Origin of the sequence: Streptomyces mobaraensis (assembly GCF_020099395.1) — a bacterium.
Classification (GTDB): domain Bacteria; phylum Actinomycetota; class Actinomycetes; order Streptomycetales; family Streptomycetaceae; genus Streptomyces.
On record NZ_CP083590.1, the window covers coordinates 4741675 to 4757613 of the forward strand.

Consider the following 15939-nt stretch of genomic DNA (forward strand, 5'->3'; position numbering starts at 1 on the left):
GCCCTAACGTGCGCACATGTCCCTGAACCTCCGCCTCGACGACGACCGTATGGCGGCGCTGCGCGAGCGCGCCCGCCGGGAAGGCATCACCCCGCGGGCCGCCGCCCTGCGCGCGGTGGACGAGTACCTGTCCGCGACCGACCGCCGGACCCGCGTCCGGCGGACGGCCGGGCGACAGGCGGAGGTCTGGCGCGAGCTCCTGGACCGGCTCAAATGACGACCACGACGACGGGCTACCTGACCCCGGACTACCTGACCCCGGACGACGCCCTCGTCGTGGCCGGCTGCGCCTGCGCCGGCGACACCGAGGTCGTCGTCCGCGACGCCGGCGGGCTGGCGTCCGCCCTGCACCGCCCGGCGGCGGAGATGTACGGGCAGGAGGTGCACCCGGAGCTGATCGGCAAGGCCGCGTCGCTGCTCCAGGGCCTGGCGGTCAACCACCCGCTGGTCGACGGGAACAAGCGCACCGCCTGGCTGGCCTGCGTCACGTTCCTGGCCCTGCACGGCGTGGAGCTCCGGCGGGACGTCGACGCCGCCGAGCGGCTCGTCCTCGACGTCACGACGGGCCGGGTGCGGGACGTGGCGGAAGTCTCACGGCGGCTCGCGGAGCTGCTCGCGGACTGACGGAAGGGGCCTGCCGCCCGCGCCCGCCAGGGCTTGTCCGAAATGATCCGGAACCGGCCGGAACCGGTCGGGACCGTTTGCGTGCCCGCGCACGCGGACGGTCCCGGCCCGGCCCCCGGTAGGCTGACGCGGTTGTCGTTTACCGATTTCTCAAGGCCCCGATCCAGCCGACGGAGACCGTGACTACCACCACAGCCAACCACCATCTCTCGCCCGCCTTCCCCGGCCGGGCCCCCTGGGGTACCGCGAACAAGCTGCGCGCCTGGCAGGAGGGCGCGATGGGGAAGTACATCCAGGAGCAGCCGCGCGACTTCCTCGCCGTCGCCACCCCCGGCGCCGGCAAGACCACCTTCGCGCTCACCCTCGCGTCCTGGCTGCTGCACCACCACGTCGTCCAGCAGGTGACCGTCGTCGCCCCGACCGAGCACCTGAAGAAGCAGTGGGCGGAGGCCGCCGCCCGCATAGGCATCAAGCTCGACCCGGAGTACAGCGCGGGCCCGCTGGGCCGCGAGTACCACGGCGTCGCCGTGACGTATGCGGGTGTCGGCGTACGTCCGATGCTGCACCGCAACCGCTGCGAACAGCGCAAGACGCTCGTCATCCTCGACGAGATCCACCACGCCGGCGACTCAAAGTCCTGGGGCGAGGCGTGCCTGGAGGCGTTCGAGCCGGCCACCCGCCGGCTCGCCCTCACCGGCACGCCGTTCCGCTCCGACACCAACCCGATCCCGTTCGTCACCTACGAGGAGGGCAACGACGGAATCCGGCGGTCCGCCGCCGACTACACCTACGGCTACGGCAACGCCCTCAACGACGGCGTCGTCCGCCCGGTGATCTTCCTCTCCTACAGCGGCAACATGCGCTGGCGTACCAAGGCCGGCGACGAGCTGGAGGCCCGGCTCGGCGAGCCGATGACCAAGGACGCGATCAGCCAGGCGTGGCGTACCGCGCTCGACCCGCGCGGCGACTGGATGCCCAACGTGCTGCGCGCGGCCGACCGCCGGCTCACCGAGGTCCGCAAGAGCATCCCGGACGCGGGCGCCCTCGTCATCGCCTCCGACCAGGACTCGGCCCGCGCCTACGCCAAACTCCTCCGCGAGATCACCGGCGAGGGCCCGACGGTCGTCCTCTCCGACGACTCGGGGGCGTCGCAGCGCATCGACGACTTCTCGGCGGGCGACTCCCGCTGGATGGTCGCCGTCCGCATGGTGTCCGAGGGCGTGGACGTGCCCCGGCTCGCGGTCGGCGTCTACGCGACGACGATCTCGACGCCGCTGTTCTTCGCGCAGGCGGTCGGCCGCTTCGTGCGGTCGCGGCGGCGCGGCGAGACGGCGTCGGTCTTCCTGCCGACCATCCCCATGCTGCTCGGCTTCGCCAACGAGATGGAGGTGGAGCGCGACCACGTCCTCGACAAGCCCAAGAAGGAGGGCGAGGAGGACCCCTACGCCGAGTCCGAGAAGGAGCTCGCCGAGGCGGAGAAGCAGCAGGACGAGGACACGGGCGAGCAGGACATGCTGCCGTTCGAGGCCCTGGAGTCGGACGCGGTCTTCGACCGGGTGCTGTACAACAGCGCCGAATTCGGCATGCAGGCCCACCCCGGCAGCGAGGAGGAGCAGGACTACCTCGGCATCCCCGGGCTGCTGGAGCCGGAGCAGGTGCAGCTGCTGCTGCAGAAGCGGCAGGCGCGGCAGATCGCGCACAGCAGGCGGAAGCCCGACGAGGAGGCCGACCTGCTGGAGATGCCGGCCGAGCGCCGGCCCGTGGTCACGCACAAGGAGCTGCTGGAGCTCCGCAAGCAGCTGAACTCCCTGGTCGGCGCCTACGCGCACCAGAGCGGCAAGCCGCACGGCGTGATCCACACCGAGCTGCGCCGCACCTGCGGCGGCCCGCCGAGCGCGGAGGCCACGGCCGGCCAGCTCAACGAGCGCATCAAGAAGGTGCGCGAGTGGGCGACGCGCATGAAGTGACGTGACGGTCATGAAGTGACGTGACGGTGCGAGACGAGCTCGCGGTCCGGGCGCCCGTGGGGAAACGGTTCGGTGATCGTCCGTTCCTCAAATACTCTGCGCGGCGCCCGGATTGTGGGCAGACTCTTCCGGAGAGCGGACCGGCTCGCTACCGTGCCGGTCACGTACACGCCCCGTGGCAGCGCCGCCGCGGAGCGCGGCCGGTGGTATGCGTCAAGGAACGTATGCGTCAAGCGACCCGGCGGCCTCTCCTCGCGCGCTGCCGGACGGGACCGGAAGCGCAACCCCACCGCGATGGGAGCCCGCCTTTCATCGGAGGAGGGGGCGTCGTGACCGCGGAGACTTCGCAGACGCTCGACAGAGGACTGCGTGTCCTGAAACTGCTCGCCGAGACCGATCACGGGCTGACCGTCACCGAGCTGGCCAGCCGGCTCGGCGTCAACCGCACGGTCGTCTACCGGCTGCTCGCCACGCTGGAGCAGCACGAACTCGTCCGCCGGGACATCGGTGGCCGGGCCCGCGTCGGGCTCGGCGTCCTACGGCTCGGACGCCAGGTCCACCCACTGGTCAGGGAAGCCGCGCTGCCCGCGCTGCGGGCACTCGCCGAGGACGTCGGGGCGACGGCCCATCTCACGCTCGTCGACGGCGCGGAGGCGCTGGCCGTCGCCGTCGTCGAGCCGACCTGGACCGACTACCACGTCGCCTACCGCGCCGGGTTCCGCCACCCCCTGGACCGCGGCGCGGCCGGCCGGGCGATACTCGCCGCCCGCGCGGGCGAGGTCGACAACCCCGGGTACGCGCTCACCCACGGCGAACTGGAGACGGGCGCCAGCGGCGCCGCCGCCCCCCTGCTCGGGGTGAGCGGCATCGAGGGCAGCGTCGGCGTCGTCATGCTCACCGACGCCGTACCGCACCGGGTCGGGCCGCGGGTGATGGAGGCGGCGAAGGAGGTGGCCGACGCGCTCCGGTGAGGGCGCTCCGGTGAGGGCGCGGCTGTCCGTGGTGCGGCGGTGAACTAGATTCGCGGTATGCCACTTTCGTCTCCGTCCGCGTGGTCTCCGTCCGCGTGGTCCCGCCGCACCCGGACCCTCGCCGTCTGCGCCGTACCGGTCCTGGCGCTGCTCGTGACCGCCGCGTTCGCGCCGCTGCCGTTCACGATCGCGAGACCCGGCTGGACGGTGAACGTCCTCGGCGACCACCAGGGCAAGCCGGTGATCACGGTCAGCGGCGCCGAGGCCCGGCACACCAGCGGCCAGCTCCGCATGGTCTCGATCATCGCGACCGGGCCGGACGCGGAGGTCACGCTGCCCGAGGTCGCGTCGGACTGGTTCCGGACGGACCGGACGGTGATGCCGCACGACTCCGTGTTCCCGCCCGGCAAGTCGGACAAGGAGACGGAGGAGCGGAACGTCGAGGAGATGAAGAAGTCGCAGGACTCGGCGGTGCGGGCCGCTCTGCGGCATCTTCACCGGTCGCCTTCCGATGTGAAGGTCAGTCTGAGTCTGGGGGACATCGGGGGGCCCAGTGCGGGGCTGATGTTCACTCTCGGGATCATCGACAAGCTTGACGGGGACGGGCGGGGGGGTGACCTCACCGGGGGGCGGACGATCGCCGGGACCGGGACGATCGATCCTGATGGGTCGGTTGGGCCGGTGGGGGGTGTGGGGCTGAAGGTGCAGGCCGCCGGGCGGGACGGGGCCGGGGTGTTCCTGGTGCCGAAGGCGCAGTGTGCGGAGGCTTCGGCGGGGGCGCCTTCCGGCTTGCGCCTCGTTCCGGTTACTGACGTGCAGGGTGCGGTCGAGGCTTTGCGTGGGCTGGCGTCGGGAGGTTCGGTGCCGCGTTGCTGACGCGGTGGGATGTGCCCCGGTCCCTCCCCCAGAGGGGGTACCCCCACTTTCACCGTTTCTTGCGGGGGCGCTGCCCCCGCACCCCCGAAGCACCCTGCGGGCGCTGTCCTCAAACGCCGGACGGGCTGAAATCAGCCCGTGCGGCGCTTGAGCACGAGCGGCGAAGCCGCGATAAGGGGGTCCGGGGGCTTGCCCGGGAATCGGCGAAGGTGGGGGTACCCCCTCTGGGGGAGGGACCGGGGCACACCTCACCCCCCAGCCGCCTGCCGCACCAGCGGAATGATCCGCAGCGGCACCGCATCCTCCATCACGATCGCCGTCGAGGCCCGCACGATCCCCTCGATCCCCACCACCTTGTCGATCACCCGCTGCAGATCCGCGTTCGACCGGGCGACGAGCCGGCAGAGCATGTCCCCGTGCCCGGTGATGGTGTGCAGCTCCAGCACTTCCGGGACCCCGGCGAGGTGGGTCCGGACGTCCGGGCCCTCGCCCTGCTTGATCTCCAGGGTCGCGAACGCGGTCACGGGATAGCCGAGCGCGGCCGGGTCCACGTCCGGGCCGAAGCCGCGGATGACGCCCTGGGAGAGCAGCCGGTCCAGGCGGGCCTGGACCGTGCCCCGGGCGACGCCCAGGCGGCGGGACGCCTCGAGGACGCCGATGCGCGGTTCCTGTGCCAGCAGCTCGATCAGCCTGCCGTCCAAACGATCGATCGCCACAGCCGACCCCTCGTGGTCACCATGTACAGAACGTCCGGCGGTTCCGGGCGTTCACTGTGCAGGTTGCCCAGCGAAAACAGAAACTATTGCGCACCTTGTGGATCGGCGAGACGCTGCGCGTATGACGCAGACCACAGAACACACCTTTGACACCGCTCGGCAGGCCGACCCCTTCCCGGTCAAGGGGATGGACGCGGTGGTCTTCGCCGTCGGGAACGCCAAGCAGGCCGCGCACTACTACGCCTCGGCCTTCGGCATGAAGCTGGTCGCCTACTCCGGACCGGAGAACGGCAGCCGGGAGACGGCGAGTTACGTTCTGGAGTCGGGCGGTGCCCGGTTCGTGTTCACCACCGTCATCAAGGCGGCCACCGACCGCGGCCGCTTCCTCGCGGAGCACGTGGCCGAGCACGGCGACGGCGTCGTGGACCTGGCGATCGAGGTGCCGGACGCCCGTGCCGCCTACGCCTACGCGGTCGAGCACGGCGCGCGGGGCCTGGAGGAGCCGTACGAGCTGAAGGACGAGCACGGGACCGTCGTCCTCGCCGCCATCGCCACCTACGGCCAGACCCGTCACACCCTGGTGGACCGCTCCGGCTACAGCGGCCCGTACCTGCCCGGCTTCGCCGCCGCCACCCCGGTCGTGGCGCCGCCCGCCAAGCGCAACTTCCAGGCCATCGACCACTGCGTCGGCAACGTCGAGCTCGGCCGGATGGACGAGTGGGTGGAGTTCTACCACCGGGTCATGGGCTTCACGAACATGAAGGAGTTCGTCGGCGACGACATCGCCACGGAGTACTCCGCGCTGATGTCCAAGGTCGTCGCGGACGGCACCCGGAAGGTGAAGTTCCCGCTCAACGAGCCCGCGATCGCCAAGAAGAAGTCGCAGATCGACGAGTACCTGGAGTTCTACGGCGGCCCCGGCCTCCAGCACATCGCGCTCGCCACCAACGACATCGTCACCACCGTGCGGCAGATGAAGGCGGCCGGCGTCGAGTTCCTGGACACCCCGGACAGCTACTACGACACCCTCGGCGAGTGGGCCGGCGAGACCCGGGTGCCCGTGGAGACGCTGCGTGAGCTGAAGATCCTGGTGGACCGCGACGAGGACGGCTACCTGCTGCAGATCTTCACCAAGCCGGTCCAGGACCGCCCGACCGTCTTCTTCGAGATGATCGAGCGCCATGGCTCCATGGGCTTCGGCAAGGGGAACTTCAAGGCCCTCTTCGAGGCCATCGAGCGCGAGCAGGAGAAGCGCGGCAACCTCTGAGCCCGGTTCCGCTCCGAGCCCACCCCCCACCCGGCGCGGTCCCGCCCTTCCCGGCGGGGCCGCGCCGCGCCGCGTCACGCGATCTTCTCCGGGCCGCCGGGGGGTGGGAAGGTGAACACATGGGCGATCTGATCAGTCTCCTGCGCGAAGGACTCCCCGGGCACGCGGTCCTCACCGACCCCGACGTCACCGCCGCCTACGCCAACGACATGGCGGGCTTCTGCCCGGCCGGCGCCCCCGCCGCCGTCGTCCTGCCGCGGACCGTGGAACAGGTGCGGCACGTGATGCGCACGGCGACCGCGCTCCGCGTCCCCGTCGTGCCGCAGGGCGCCCGCACCGGCCTGTCGGGCGCGGCGAACGCCGTCGACGGCTGCGTGGTGCTGTCGCTGGTCAAGATGGACCGGATCCTGGAGATCGACCCGGTCGAGCGCATCGCCGTCGTCGAACCGGGCGTCGTCAACGCCGTGCTCTCCCGCGCCGTCCTGGAGCACGGGCTGTACTACCCGCCGGATCCGTCCAGCTGGGAGCAGTGCACCATCGGCGGCAACATCGGCACCGCGTCCGGCGGCCTGTGCTGCGTCAAGTACGGCGTCACCGCCGAGTACGTGCTCGGCCTGGACGTCGTCCTCGCCGACGGCCGGCTGCTCACCACCGGCCGCCGCACCGCCAAGGGCGTGGCCGGCTACGACCTGACCCGGCTGTTCGTCGGCTCCGAGGGCAGCCTCGGCATCGTCGTCCGGGCCGTGCTCGCGCTCCGCCCGGCCCCGCCCGCGCAGCTCGCGCTGGCCGCCGAGTTCCCGTCCACCGCCACGGCCTGCGAGGCCGTCCGCCGGATCATGGCGCGCGGGCACGCGCCGTCGCTGCTGGAGCTGATGGACCGCACCACCGTCCGGGCCGTCAACTCGCTGACCGGCATGGACCTTCCGGAGTCCACGGAGGCCCTGCTCCTCGCCGCCTTCGACACCCCCGACCCCCGCCCCGACCTCGCGGCCGTCGCGAAGGTGTGCACCGCCGCGGGGGCCACCGAGGTCGTCCCCGCCGACGATCCGGCCGAGTCCGAACTCCTGCTCCATGCCCGGCGCGTGGCGCTCCCCGCCCTGGAGGCGCTGAGCCCGGCCACCATGATCGACGACGTGTGCGTACCGCGCGGGCGCCTCGCCGCGTTCGTCGACGCCACCAGCGTCATCGCCGAGCGGCACGGCCTCACCATCGGCGTCTGCGCCCACGCCGGCGACGGCAACACCCACCCCGTCGTCTGCTTCGACCCCGCCGATGAGGACCAGACGCGCCGCGCCCGGGAGTCGTTCGACGAGATCATGGCGCTCGGGCTGGCGCTCGGCGGCACGATCACCGGGGAGCACGGGGTGGGGCTGCTGAAGAAGGAGTGGCTGGCGCGGGAGGCCGGGCCGGTGGCGATGGAGATGCAGCGGGGGATCAAGGCGGTGTTCGATCCGCTGGGGATCCTCAATCCGGGCAAGGTGTTCTGAGGGGTACCACGGCGTTCCGGGGGGGTACGGGGGCCGGGCCCGGCCCCCGTACCCCCGCTCCTCTCAGGCCCCCTGCGCCAGCAACTCCCGTAGCCCCTCGTCCAGTCCGAGCCGCTCCCGTTCCGCCCCCAGCGGCACCAGCCGCAGGGTGCCGGCCAGCCAGCCCGCCACCTCCTCGGCCGGCGCCTGGAGCAGCGCCTCCCCGTCCGGCGAGGTCAGCCCCACGCACACCACCGACCGCCCCCCGCTCCGCGCCGGCCACACACGGACGTCCCCCGTACCGCTGGCCCGCCGCAGCCCCTCCGTCAATAGCTCGCGCCCGAACGTCCAGTTGACGGGCTCGTCCGACGTCACATGGAAGGAGATCCGCACGGCGTACGGATCCTCCGCCCGGTAGTGCAGCCGCGCCGGTACCGGAACGCGGTACTCCGGCGACAGCACCAGGTCGATCTCCAGGTCTCGCTCCACCACGGAATACATGAAGTGCGCCCTCTCGCTCCGTTCCAGTGCCCGGTGCGCGGTCTCTCGCGAACCGGGTCCGCACAGAACAGAGCGGACCGGCCCCGGGTCATGACGCGACTTCGCACCGCCTCCTCGCCTGCTCGCGCGTCTCACCCTCCACACCACCCGCGTGCGGCATCGCGTGGTGTTCCCGGTCGCACGTGTGAGTGGTTCCGTCGGCAACGCATCCCACGGAGGAATGCCGTCTGGTAGACCTGTTGGCCGCGCCCCGGGTTGTCTTTTGCGCATAGATGTCACAGGGAAACGCGTCCGCGGTCGCGGGCACGGGCACCGGAGCGGTACACAGGACACCACGCCAGTGCGGCAGACTTCCTGACATCCCAGCACGGCCGAACAGATACGGGACACCGGAGACCATGAGCGCACCCATCCCGGGATCCGCCGGCAGCAGCCCCGGCGCCGGCTTCTACCCGGACCCGTCCATCCCCGGCTACATCCGCTACTGGAGCGGCACCGCCTGGGTCCCCGGGACGAGCCGGCCCGCGCCCGCCGACGGCGAGCCGCTGCCGGCGCCGCCGCCCGGTCTGCCCGTGCCGCCGCCGGCCGTTCCGCAGGGCCCCACGCCGCCCGCGCGGCAGGGCCCGGGCCCGTCCACGCCGCGGCGGACCGGCGCCGCCTCGTCGAACGAGACGGGGCCGGTGTTCCTGGACGAGGAGCCGGTGGCGGGAGCCGTCGACGGTGTCCGTGAGGAGCGCGACCCTTGGGACGCCGGGAGCGGCCGGGCGGCCGGGCGCGCCGGCGGGAACGGCTATGGGGACGGGTACGGGGACGGGTACGAGCGGGGGTACGGCGGTGGGGCCGTCTCGGGGGCTCCGGCGGCCTCGCCGTCCGGAGTGTCCGGAGTGTCTGGGGCTCCCGGAGCGTCCGGGGTGCCCGGCGGCTGGGGCGGGGACGGGCCCGTGGCGGAGCGATCCGTTCCGGGCGGCCGTGACCCGCGGCTGCCGGATGCCGCGGGGCCGCGGGGCGGCCAGGGGACCGTCGACCTCGGCGGACGGTCCGCCCCGGCGACGCCGCAGGGCGGCGGGGAGGCGTGGCACCGGGAGCCGGACGCGACGCCCCGGCCGGTGACGGCGCGGCCGCTCCCGCAGCAGGCCCAGGACCCCGTGCGGGGCCGGCCTCCGGCTGCGGCCGGACAGCAGGGGCAGGCGCAGGCGCAGGCACACGGGCAGGCGCAGGGCGTTCCGGGCCAGTCGCCCTACGGCGGCTGGACTCCGCAGCCGCAGCATTCGCAGCAGCCTCAACAGTCCCAGCAGCCTCTGCATCAGCCGCAGCCCCAGCCCGCCCCCCAGCGCCAATCGCAACCGCAGCAGCCGCACCAGCCCCAGCAGGCCGCCCACCAGGCGCCCCCGCAGCGACAGCCGCATCCGCAATCACCACCGCAAGCGCAGCCGCAGGCCCAGTCCCTGCCCGTGCAGCAGTCGGCCGCCGCCGCCCCGCACCCGGCGTCCGCGCGGCAGGCGGCTCCCGCTACCCCGCAGCCCGCGCCCGCCCCCCAGCCGGCCTCCGCCGCGCAGCCCCTCCCCGCTCAGCAGCAGGCCGCGGCCGCCCCGCAGGCGGCGGCCCCCGCGCCGTGGAAGCCGCCGACGGAGAACCCGTTCCTGCTGGCCGCCCGGCAGGAGGGCCGTCCGGCGGGGCTCGGGCGGCGCCTCGCGGCCCGGCTGATCGACACGGTCGTGCTCGGCGGAGCCGTCGCCGCCGTCGCGGTGCCGCTCTGGGCCAGGGCCGTGAGCCACATCGACGAGAAGGTGGACCGGGCCAAGCGCTCCGGCGAGACCGTCACCGTCTGGCTGCTCGACGGCACCACCGGCACGTACCTCGCGATCGTCCTCGCCGCCCTGCTGCTCGGCGGCGTGCTCTACGAGGTCCTGCCGACCGCCACCTGGGGGCGCACACCGGGCAAGAAGCTCTGCGGGGTGCGGGTCCTGGACATCGAGTCGCACGACACCCCGTCGTTCGCCGCCGCGCTGCGCCGCTGGCTGGTGTACAGCCTGCTGGGGGTGGTGGCCGTCGGGGTGCTCAACGCGGTGTGGTGCCTGTTCGACCGCCCCTGGCGGCAGTGCTGGCACGACAAGGCGGCCCGCACCTTCGTCGCGTCGGGCCGCGGCTGACCGCCGGGCCGGGGGCAACTCGAACGGCATACGGTCGGATGCGGCGGCCCGTGCTCCGGGGTGTACTCGGGCCATGAGCACGGACCAGCCGCAGGACGACGACCCGTTCGGCAAGAAGCCGCCGGAGGACCTTCCGCCGTACGGCGGAGCACCCGGCGGCGGCCCGCCCGCCGGCGGCCCCTACGGGGGCGGCCAGTACGGACCCGGGCCCGGCCCCGGCCCCGGCGGCCCCTACGGCGCCGGGGGACCGCCCCCGCACGGCGGTCCGGGCAACCCCTACGGGGACGGGTTCGGCGCGGCGGACCCGCTGGCGGGCATGCCGCCGCTCGCGAGCCGCTTCAAACGGCTGCTGGCCCGGATCATCGACTTCCTGATCGTCTTCGTCCCGGTCAGCCTGGTCTACTCGGCGTTCGTCTGGGACCACTGGGACCCGTCCCAGGACAACACCAAGAACACAGGCCTCAGCGTCCTCGTCGCGATCGTCTACTTCCTCTACGAGGGCCTGATGCTGACGGCCCGTGGACAGACGGTCGGCAAGATGGCGATGGGCATCCGCGTGGCGATGCTGGAGAACGGCGCCGTGCCCCGGAACGCGCCGGGCTGGATCCGCGCCGCCGTCTACTGCCTGCCGTGGGTCGTGCCCTGCTGCGGACCGCTGTTCTGGCTGGTCAACGTCGTCTGGTGTGCCTGGGACAAGCCGTATCAGCAGTGCATCCACGACAAGGCGGCCAAGACCGTGGTGGTCTCAGCCGTGCAGTGAGTGCTCGCTCACCCGGTCGCCGAGTCGGCCACCCAGCCGCTCGCCCCCGCGCGCGCCCGCCGGCCGCGCCCGGGCGGGCCGGCGCACGGGGGGCTCCACCGCCCCCGCCCGTGGGCTCCGGCGCGCGCCGGGCACCAGCGCGGCCACGAGCAGGCCGAGTGCCAGCGCGCCCAGGGCGACGACGGCGATCCCGACGCCCGAACTCGTCCGTGACAGCAGCAGCATGAGGAGGGTCGAGAGAACAACGGTGGCCGAGCCGTAAACGATCTGTGCTGACGTCGGACGCGGCATGACGGAATCCGTCCTCGGGGGGGGGATGGTGGGGTGCAGAGCCGACAGGTACGTACCGCAAAAAGACTCTACGGTCCTGTCTGCCCTAGGGGAACGGCCGGTAAGCACGCCCTTGCCCACCGTCCCGAGGCGTGAGAGGCGCGGGGCGTGGCCGATCCGCCCGGGTGGTGGGCCGAACGCGCCCGCGTACCCGCCCTCGGCAGGCGCCCCCACTACTGACAGCCGCCCCCCCGGCCGGCCGGAGGAGGCGCCGGGCGGTGGTCTCCCTGGAGCCGCAAGATCATCCGTGCTGCGGGTGAACCCCCAGGTCAGAGTCGTTTTTCCGGATTTCCCTGGCGGGTCGCGGCCGATGGGGGTTGGATGCGGTGGTGACGGTCCCTTGTTGACACGGGGGCCGACCCGGAGGCTCCACGGAGGGTGATGCGGATGGCCGGCGGCGGATTCGTCAAGCTCCCGGACGGCAGTGTGGTCGTCGCCCTGTCCCTGCCCAGCCCGCCCGGCGGCGAGGCGCGGCCGGGGTCGCGGGTACGGGTCCTGGTGCACGCCGCGAACCGTCAGCGGGCGCTGACCCGGGTACGGAATCTCGGCCTCCGGGCGGTCTTCCTCCGCGGGAACAGCGAACCGCCGAGCCCGGACGAGGTGAGCGCCGCGCTGCACCACCCGGACGGGCTGGTGTGGCGGTCGGCGCCGGAGGACGAGACGGAGTGGTGGCATCCGATAGCGCGGCTGCTCCGCCGCCCGGCGGGAGCAGCCTGAGGCCCCGGGAGGGGGCTCGGCGCGGTCAGCCCACCACGGGCTTGCCCATCAGCTCCACGCCCGCCCCGCGCAGCTCCTCCAGGGCGGTGTCGACGGTCTCCCGGGCCACGCCCGCCGTCAGGTCCAGCAGGACGGTCGTGGCGAACCCCTGCCGGCGGGCGTCCAGCGCGGTCGCCCGGACGCAGTGGTCGGTGGCGATGCCGACCACGTCGACCTCCGCCACGTCCCGGGCGTGCAGCCAGTCGGCGAGGCCGGTCCCGTTCTCGTCCGCGCCCTGGAAGGCGCTGTAGCCGGCCGCGTAGGCGCCCTTGTCGAACACCGCGCCGATCGCGCCCGAGGCGATGGCGGGCGCCAGGTTGGGGTGGAAGCCGCTGCCCTCGGTGCCGGCCACGCAGTGGACGGGCCACGAGTCGACGTAGTCCGGGTGCTCCGAGAAGTGGTCTCCGGGGTCGATGTGCATGTCGCGGGAGGCGACGATGTGGGCGTAACCGGCGGTGGCCTCGCCCACCAGGTCGGTTATCGCCGCCGCCACGTCGGCGCCGCCGGCCACCGCGAGGGCGCCGCCCTCGCAGAAGTCGTTCTGCACGTCGACGATGATCAGTGCACGGTTCATGGCGCTTGATCCTTTACGGAAGGGCCCTCGGCCGACGGTGCGGAAGACGCTACGGATTCGACTGCTTCGCTCCGGCCGCGACCCGGGACCGCGGCGGCCGCGACGCTGTTCGACTCTCTGTGACCGAGGGTAGTGAGTCCCCTGGGACGGGGGGAGGGGCACAGGGGGCGGTCGGAGGTACGCCGACGGTGCGTCGGTGAACGGCCCGGCCCCGGAGAAGGCGGCCTTGCCCCCGAGGAGCGGTTCAGAGGTACTCCGTGGGCAGCACCGGCTCGCCCTTCGACAGCTGCGTGGCGGAGAGCGGCAGTCCGCCGCGGGCGGCGGTGTGCCGGTCCCGGGCCGCGTCCAGCGGCTCCCGGGCGACGACCTCGCCGCCCCGGACGAGCTCGACGAGCAGCTGCCGCTCCGCCAGCTCCTCCGGCACCGGCCCGGTGCCGACGACCTCGGCCTCCGCGACGCCGTCCGCGTCGGTGCGCCGGGCGGCCCACTTGCGTCCGCCCAGGGACATCTTGCCGCCCATCGACTTCTTGGCGACCGGCCGCAGCGGGGCGTCCGGCTCCGCCGTGTCCGCGCGGGCGACCAGCTTGTAGACCATCGAGCAGGTGGGGTGGCCGCTCCCGGTCACCAGCTGGGTGCCGACGCCGTAGGCGTCCACGGGGGCGGCGGCCAGCGAGGCGATGGCGTACTCGTCCAGGTCGCTGGTCACGACGATCTTCGTCTTGTGGGCGCCCAGGTCGTCGAGCTGCTGGCGCACCCGGTGGGCGAGCAGCAGCAGGTCGCCGGAGTCGATGCGGACGGCGCCGAGCTCGGGGCCGGCGATCTCGACGGCCATCCGGACCGCCTCCGTCACGTCGTAGGTGTCGACGAGCAGCGTGGTGCCGCCGCCCAGCGAGTCGACCTGGGCGCGGAACGCGTCGCGCTCGCTGTCGTGCAGCAGGGTGAACGCGTGCGCGCTGGTGCCGACGGTCGGGATGTTGTAGCGGAAGCCGGCGGCGAGGTCGGAGGTGGTGGCGAAGCCGCCCACGTAGGCCGCGCGGGCCGCGGCGACGGCGGCCAGTTCGTGGGTGCGCCGGGCGCCCATCTCGATCAGCGGCCGGCCGCCGGCCGCGACGGCCATCCGGGAGGCCGCGGCGGCCACCGCGGAGTCGTGGTTGAGGATGGAGAGGATCACCGTCTCCAGCAGCACGCACTCGGCGAAGGTGCCCTCCACCCGCATGACCGGCGAGCCGGGGAAGTAGACCTCGCCCTCGGGGTAGCCCCAGATGTCGCCGCGGAAGCGGTAGCCGGACAGCCAGTCCAGGGTCGGGGCGTCCACGATGCCGCGGTCGGCGAGGAACTCCAGAACGCCGGGGTCGAAGCGGAAGTTCTCGACGGCGTCCAGGACCCGGCCGGTGCCCGCGACCACGCCGTACCGGCGGCCCTCGGGCAGCCGCCGGGTGAAGACCTCGAACACCGAGCGCCGGCCGGCCGTCCCGGCGCGCAGCGCGGCCTGCACCATCGTGAGTTCGTACCGGTCGGTGAAGAGCGCCGTCGACGGCACAGCCACCGGCAGCCCCAGGTCCGCAGCGTTCACTTGGCCCTACCTCGCATTCCCGTTCTGGCGTCGACCGGATGCTACCGCGAATACTCGTCAGAGTGACGATTTCGGGGGGCCGTTTGTGCGCCTGGGGCCGCGAAGTGGCAGCATGGGAGGTGCGTATGGACCGCCGTGTCCCGACGGAGAAGCGAGGCGTGGAGCGGGCGTGAGTGTGGCACCTGTCGAGATCGAACGTCCGGAGACGGGCGAATCCCCCTTCGCCGTGGCCGAACCCGACGTTCCGTGGGTCACCCTCGTCCATAACGACCCCGTGAACCTCATGAGCTACGTGACCTACGTCTTCCAGGCGTACTTCGGCTACTCCAAGGACAAGGCCCGCAAACTGATGCTCGACGTCCATCACAAGGGCCGTGCCACGGTCTCCAGCGGATCGCGCGAGGAGATGGAGCGCGACGTGCAGGCGATGCACGGCTACGGCCTGTGGGCGACCCTCTCGCAGGACCGCTGATGGCCGGGCACTTCGAGCCGCTGCCCGGCGGCGGGGCGGCCATCGCCCTGGACGAGATCGAGGTCTCCATCCTCCGCAACCTCACCGTGCAGCTCCTGGAGCTGATCGGCCCCGACGACGGGCCCGCGGACGGCGCGGACGAGGACCCGCTGGCCCGCCTCTTCGCCGAGGGCCCCAGCGAGCCGCCCGCCGATCCGGCGCTGGCCCGCCTCTTCCCGGACGCCTACGGCACCCCCGGCGCCGAGCAGGACGAGCAGGCCCGCGCGTACGCCGCCGAGTTCCGCCGCTACACCGAGAACGACCTGCGCGCCCGCAAGCGCGACGACGGCCTGGCGGTCGTCCGCTCCCTGGACGGGCTGTCCACGGCGGACGGTCCCGGGGGCGGCGCGGCCGTGCTCCGGCTCTCCCCGGAAGGCTCCCGGCAGTGGCTGGGCACCCTCAACGACCTCCGGCTGACGATCGCCGCCCGGCTGGAGATCGCCGACGAGGACGAGAGCGACGCCCTCTTCCGGCTGCCGGACGACGATCCCCGCAAGCCGATGGTGATGGCCTACCTGTGGCTGGGCGGGCTCCAGGAGACGCTGGTCGAGACGCTGGGCCCGCGCTAGCCACCTGGCTGTCGCCGGTCCTCATGGACGATCTTTACGGACGATCTCCGTCCGCTTTTCGGGTAATGGTGTCCGCATAACGATCGCATTACCGCAGTGCGGTACACGCCCGTGTTTACGGGGTATGCCCCGCTTCGCCTGTGGCCTGCGGCACATTCGAACTGGCGATCTACGTATTACCCGTGATAAATCTTCACGACCTGCATCCATCGACGCCACCCATGTCGTGGAGCGGGAGCGCTATGGCCGACCGACCGTCGGCTCGTGCAGGACTCCATCCGGGGGGATCGGAACCCGATCCGGACGATCCGGATCGGTATGGAGAAAG

17 protein-coding genes are annotated in these 15939 nt (G+C 72.8%); 12 read left to right on the forward strand and 5 right to left on the reverse strand.

The features are described 5' to 3' along the window. Window positions 1–16: 16 nt before the first annotated feature. The 5 genes from K7I03_RS20645 (at window position 17) to K7I03_RS20665 (ending at window position 4438) form a co-directional block, all read left to right on the forward strand. Window positions 17–217, forward strand: a complete 201-nt coding sequence (locus K7I03_RS20645; protein WP_185944206.1) for a ribbon-helix-helix protein, CopG family — start codon at window positions 17–19, stop codon at window positions 215–217. Continuing rightward, window positions 214–624 carry a type II toxin-antitoxin system death-on-curing family toxin gene (locus K7I03_RS20650; protein ID WP_224347133.1) on the forward strand — a complete coding sequence of 137 codons (411 nt, stop codon included), beginning with the start codon at window positions 214–216 and terminating at the stop codon, window positions 622–624. Before K7I03_RS20645 ends, K7I03_RS20650 begins: the two co-directional genes overlap by 4 nt. Window positions 625–803: 179 nt before the next feature. Then, window positions 804–2591: a DEAD/DEAH box helicase gene (locus K7I03_RS20655; RefSeq protein WP_185944207.1), complete on the forward strand. Its 1788-nt coding sequence runs from the start codon at window positions 804–806 to the stop codon at window positions 2589–2591. Between the two features lie 329 nt (window positions 2592–2920). After that, a complete protein-coding gene (locus K7I03_RS20660; RefSeq protein ID WP_185944208.1) occupies window positions 2921–3562 on the forward strand; it encodes an IclR family transcriptional regulator in 642 nt (213 codons plus the stop codon). Between the two features lie 57 nt (window positions 3563–3619). After that, a complete protein-coding gene (locus K7I03_RS20665; protein WP_185944209.1) occupies window positions 3620–4438 on the forward strand; it encodes a hypothetical protein in 819 nt (272 codons plus the stop codon). A gap of 248 nt (window positions 4439–4686) precedes the next feature. On the opposite strand, the gene K7I03_RS20670 is transcribed toward K7I03_RS20665, so the two are convergent. Then, window positions 4687–5154, reverse strand: coding sequence for an Lrp/AsnC family transcriptional regulator (locus K7I03_RS20670; protein ID WP_185944210.1), 468 nt, complete (start codon window positions 5152–5154; stop codon window positions 4687–4689). Window positions 5155–5275: 121 nt separating this feature from the next. Between K7I03_RS20670 and hppD the strand changes: the two genes are divergently transcribed. Continuing rightward, window positions 5276–6421, forward strand: a complete 1146-nt coding sequence (hppD, locus tag K7I03_RS20675; RefSeq protein ID WP_185944211.1) for a 4-hydroxyphenylpyruvate dioxygenase — start codon at window positions 5276–5278, stop codon at window positions 6419–6421. 119 nt (window positions 6422–6540) lie between these two features. Next, complete coding sequence (locus tag K7I03_RS20680; RefSeq protein WP_185944212.1) at window positions 6541–7908, forward strand: FAD-binding oxidoreductase; 1368 nt, start codon at window positions 6541–6543, stop codon at window positions 7906–7908. Between the two features lie 63 nt (window positions 7909–7971). Here the strand turns inward: K7I03_RS20680 and K7I03_RS20685 are convergent, their stop codons facing one another. Continuing rightward, window positions 7972–8388 carry an SsgA family sporulation/cell division regulator gene (locus K7I03_RS20685; protein ID WP_185944224.1) on the reverse strand — a complete coding sequence of 139 codons (417 nt, stop codon included), beginning with the start codon at window positions 8386–8388 and terminating at the stop codon, window positions 7972–7974. A gap of 398 nt (window positions 8389–8786) precedes the next feature. Here K7I03_RS20685 and K7I03_RS20690 point away from each other — a divergent pair, with 398 nt between their 5' ends. Both K7I03_RS20690 and K7I03_RS20695 read left to right on the forward strand, forming a co-directional pair. After that, on the forward strand, window positions 8787–10538 hold the full coding sequence (locus K7I03_RS20690) for an RDD family protein (RefSeq protein ID WP_185944225.1): 1752 nt from the start codon (window positions 8787–8789) through the stop codon (window positions 10536–10538). Between the two features lie 73 nt (window positions 10539–10611). Further along, window positions 10612–11298: an RDD family protein gene (locus tag K7I03_RS20695; protein WP_185944226.1), complete on the forward strand. Its 687-nt coding sequence runs from the start codon at window positions 10612–10614 to the stop codon at window positions 11296–11298. On the opposite strand, the gene K7I03_RS20700 is transcribed toward K7I03_RS20695, so the two are convergent. Next, entirely contained in the window at window positions 11284–11589 is a 306-nt protein-coding gene (locus K7I03_RS20700; RefSeq protein ID WP_185944227.1) for a hypothetical protein, read from the reverse strand. The genes K7I03_RS20695 and K7I03_RS20700 overlap by 15 nt on opposite strands. 426 nt (window positions 11590–12015) lie before the next feature. Here K7I03_RS20700 and K7I03_RS20705 point away from each other — a divergent pair, with 426 nt between their 5' ends. Beyond that, entirely contained in the window at window positions 12016–12345 is a 330-nt protein-coding gene (locus tag K7I03_RS20705) for a hypothetical protein (RefSeq protein WP_040891683.1), read from the forward strand. A gap of 25 nt (window positions 12346–12370) precedes the next feature. Here K7I03_RS20705 and K7I03_RS20710 read toward each other — a convergent pair whose 3' ends face one another. Together K7I03_RS20710 and K7I03_RS20715 are read right to left on the reverse strand one after the other, a co-directional pair. Next, entirely contained in the window at window positions 12371–12958 is a 588-nt protein-coding gene (locus K7I03_RS20710; RefSeq protein ID WP_185944228.1) for an isochorismatase family protein, read from the reverse strand. A 244-nt stretch (window positions 12959–13202) separates the two neighbouring features. Continuing rightward, complete coding sequence (locus tag K7I03_RS20715) at window positions 13203–14531, reverse strand: nicotinate phosphoribosyltransferase (RefSeq protein WP_185944229.1); 1329 nt, start codon at window positions 14529–14531, stop codon at window positions 13203–13205. Between the two features lie 169 nt (window positions 14532–14700). Here K7I03_RS20715 and clpS point away from each other — a divergent pair, with 169 nt between their 5' ends. Together clpS and K7I03_RS20725 are read left to right on the forward strand one after the other, a co-directional pair. Further along, the gene (clpS, locus tag K7I03_RS20720; protein ID WP_004951066.1) at window positions 14701–15003 is read left to right on the forward strand and encodes an ATP-dependent Clp protease adapter ClpS; all 303 of its coding nucleotides are present in this window, start codon (window positions 14701–14703) and stop codon (window positions 15001–15003) included. Beyond that, a complete protein-coding gene (locus tag K7I03_RS20725; protein ID WP_185944231.1) occupies window positions 15003–15611 on the forward strand; it encodes a DUF2017 domain-containing protein in 609 nt (202 codons plus the stop codon). Before clpS ends, K7I03_RS20725 begins: the two co-directional genes overlap by 1 nt. Window positions 15612–15939 lie beyond the last annotated feature (328 nt).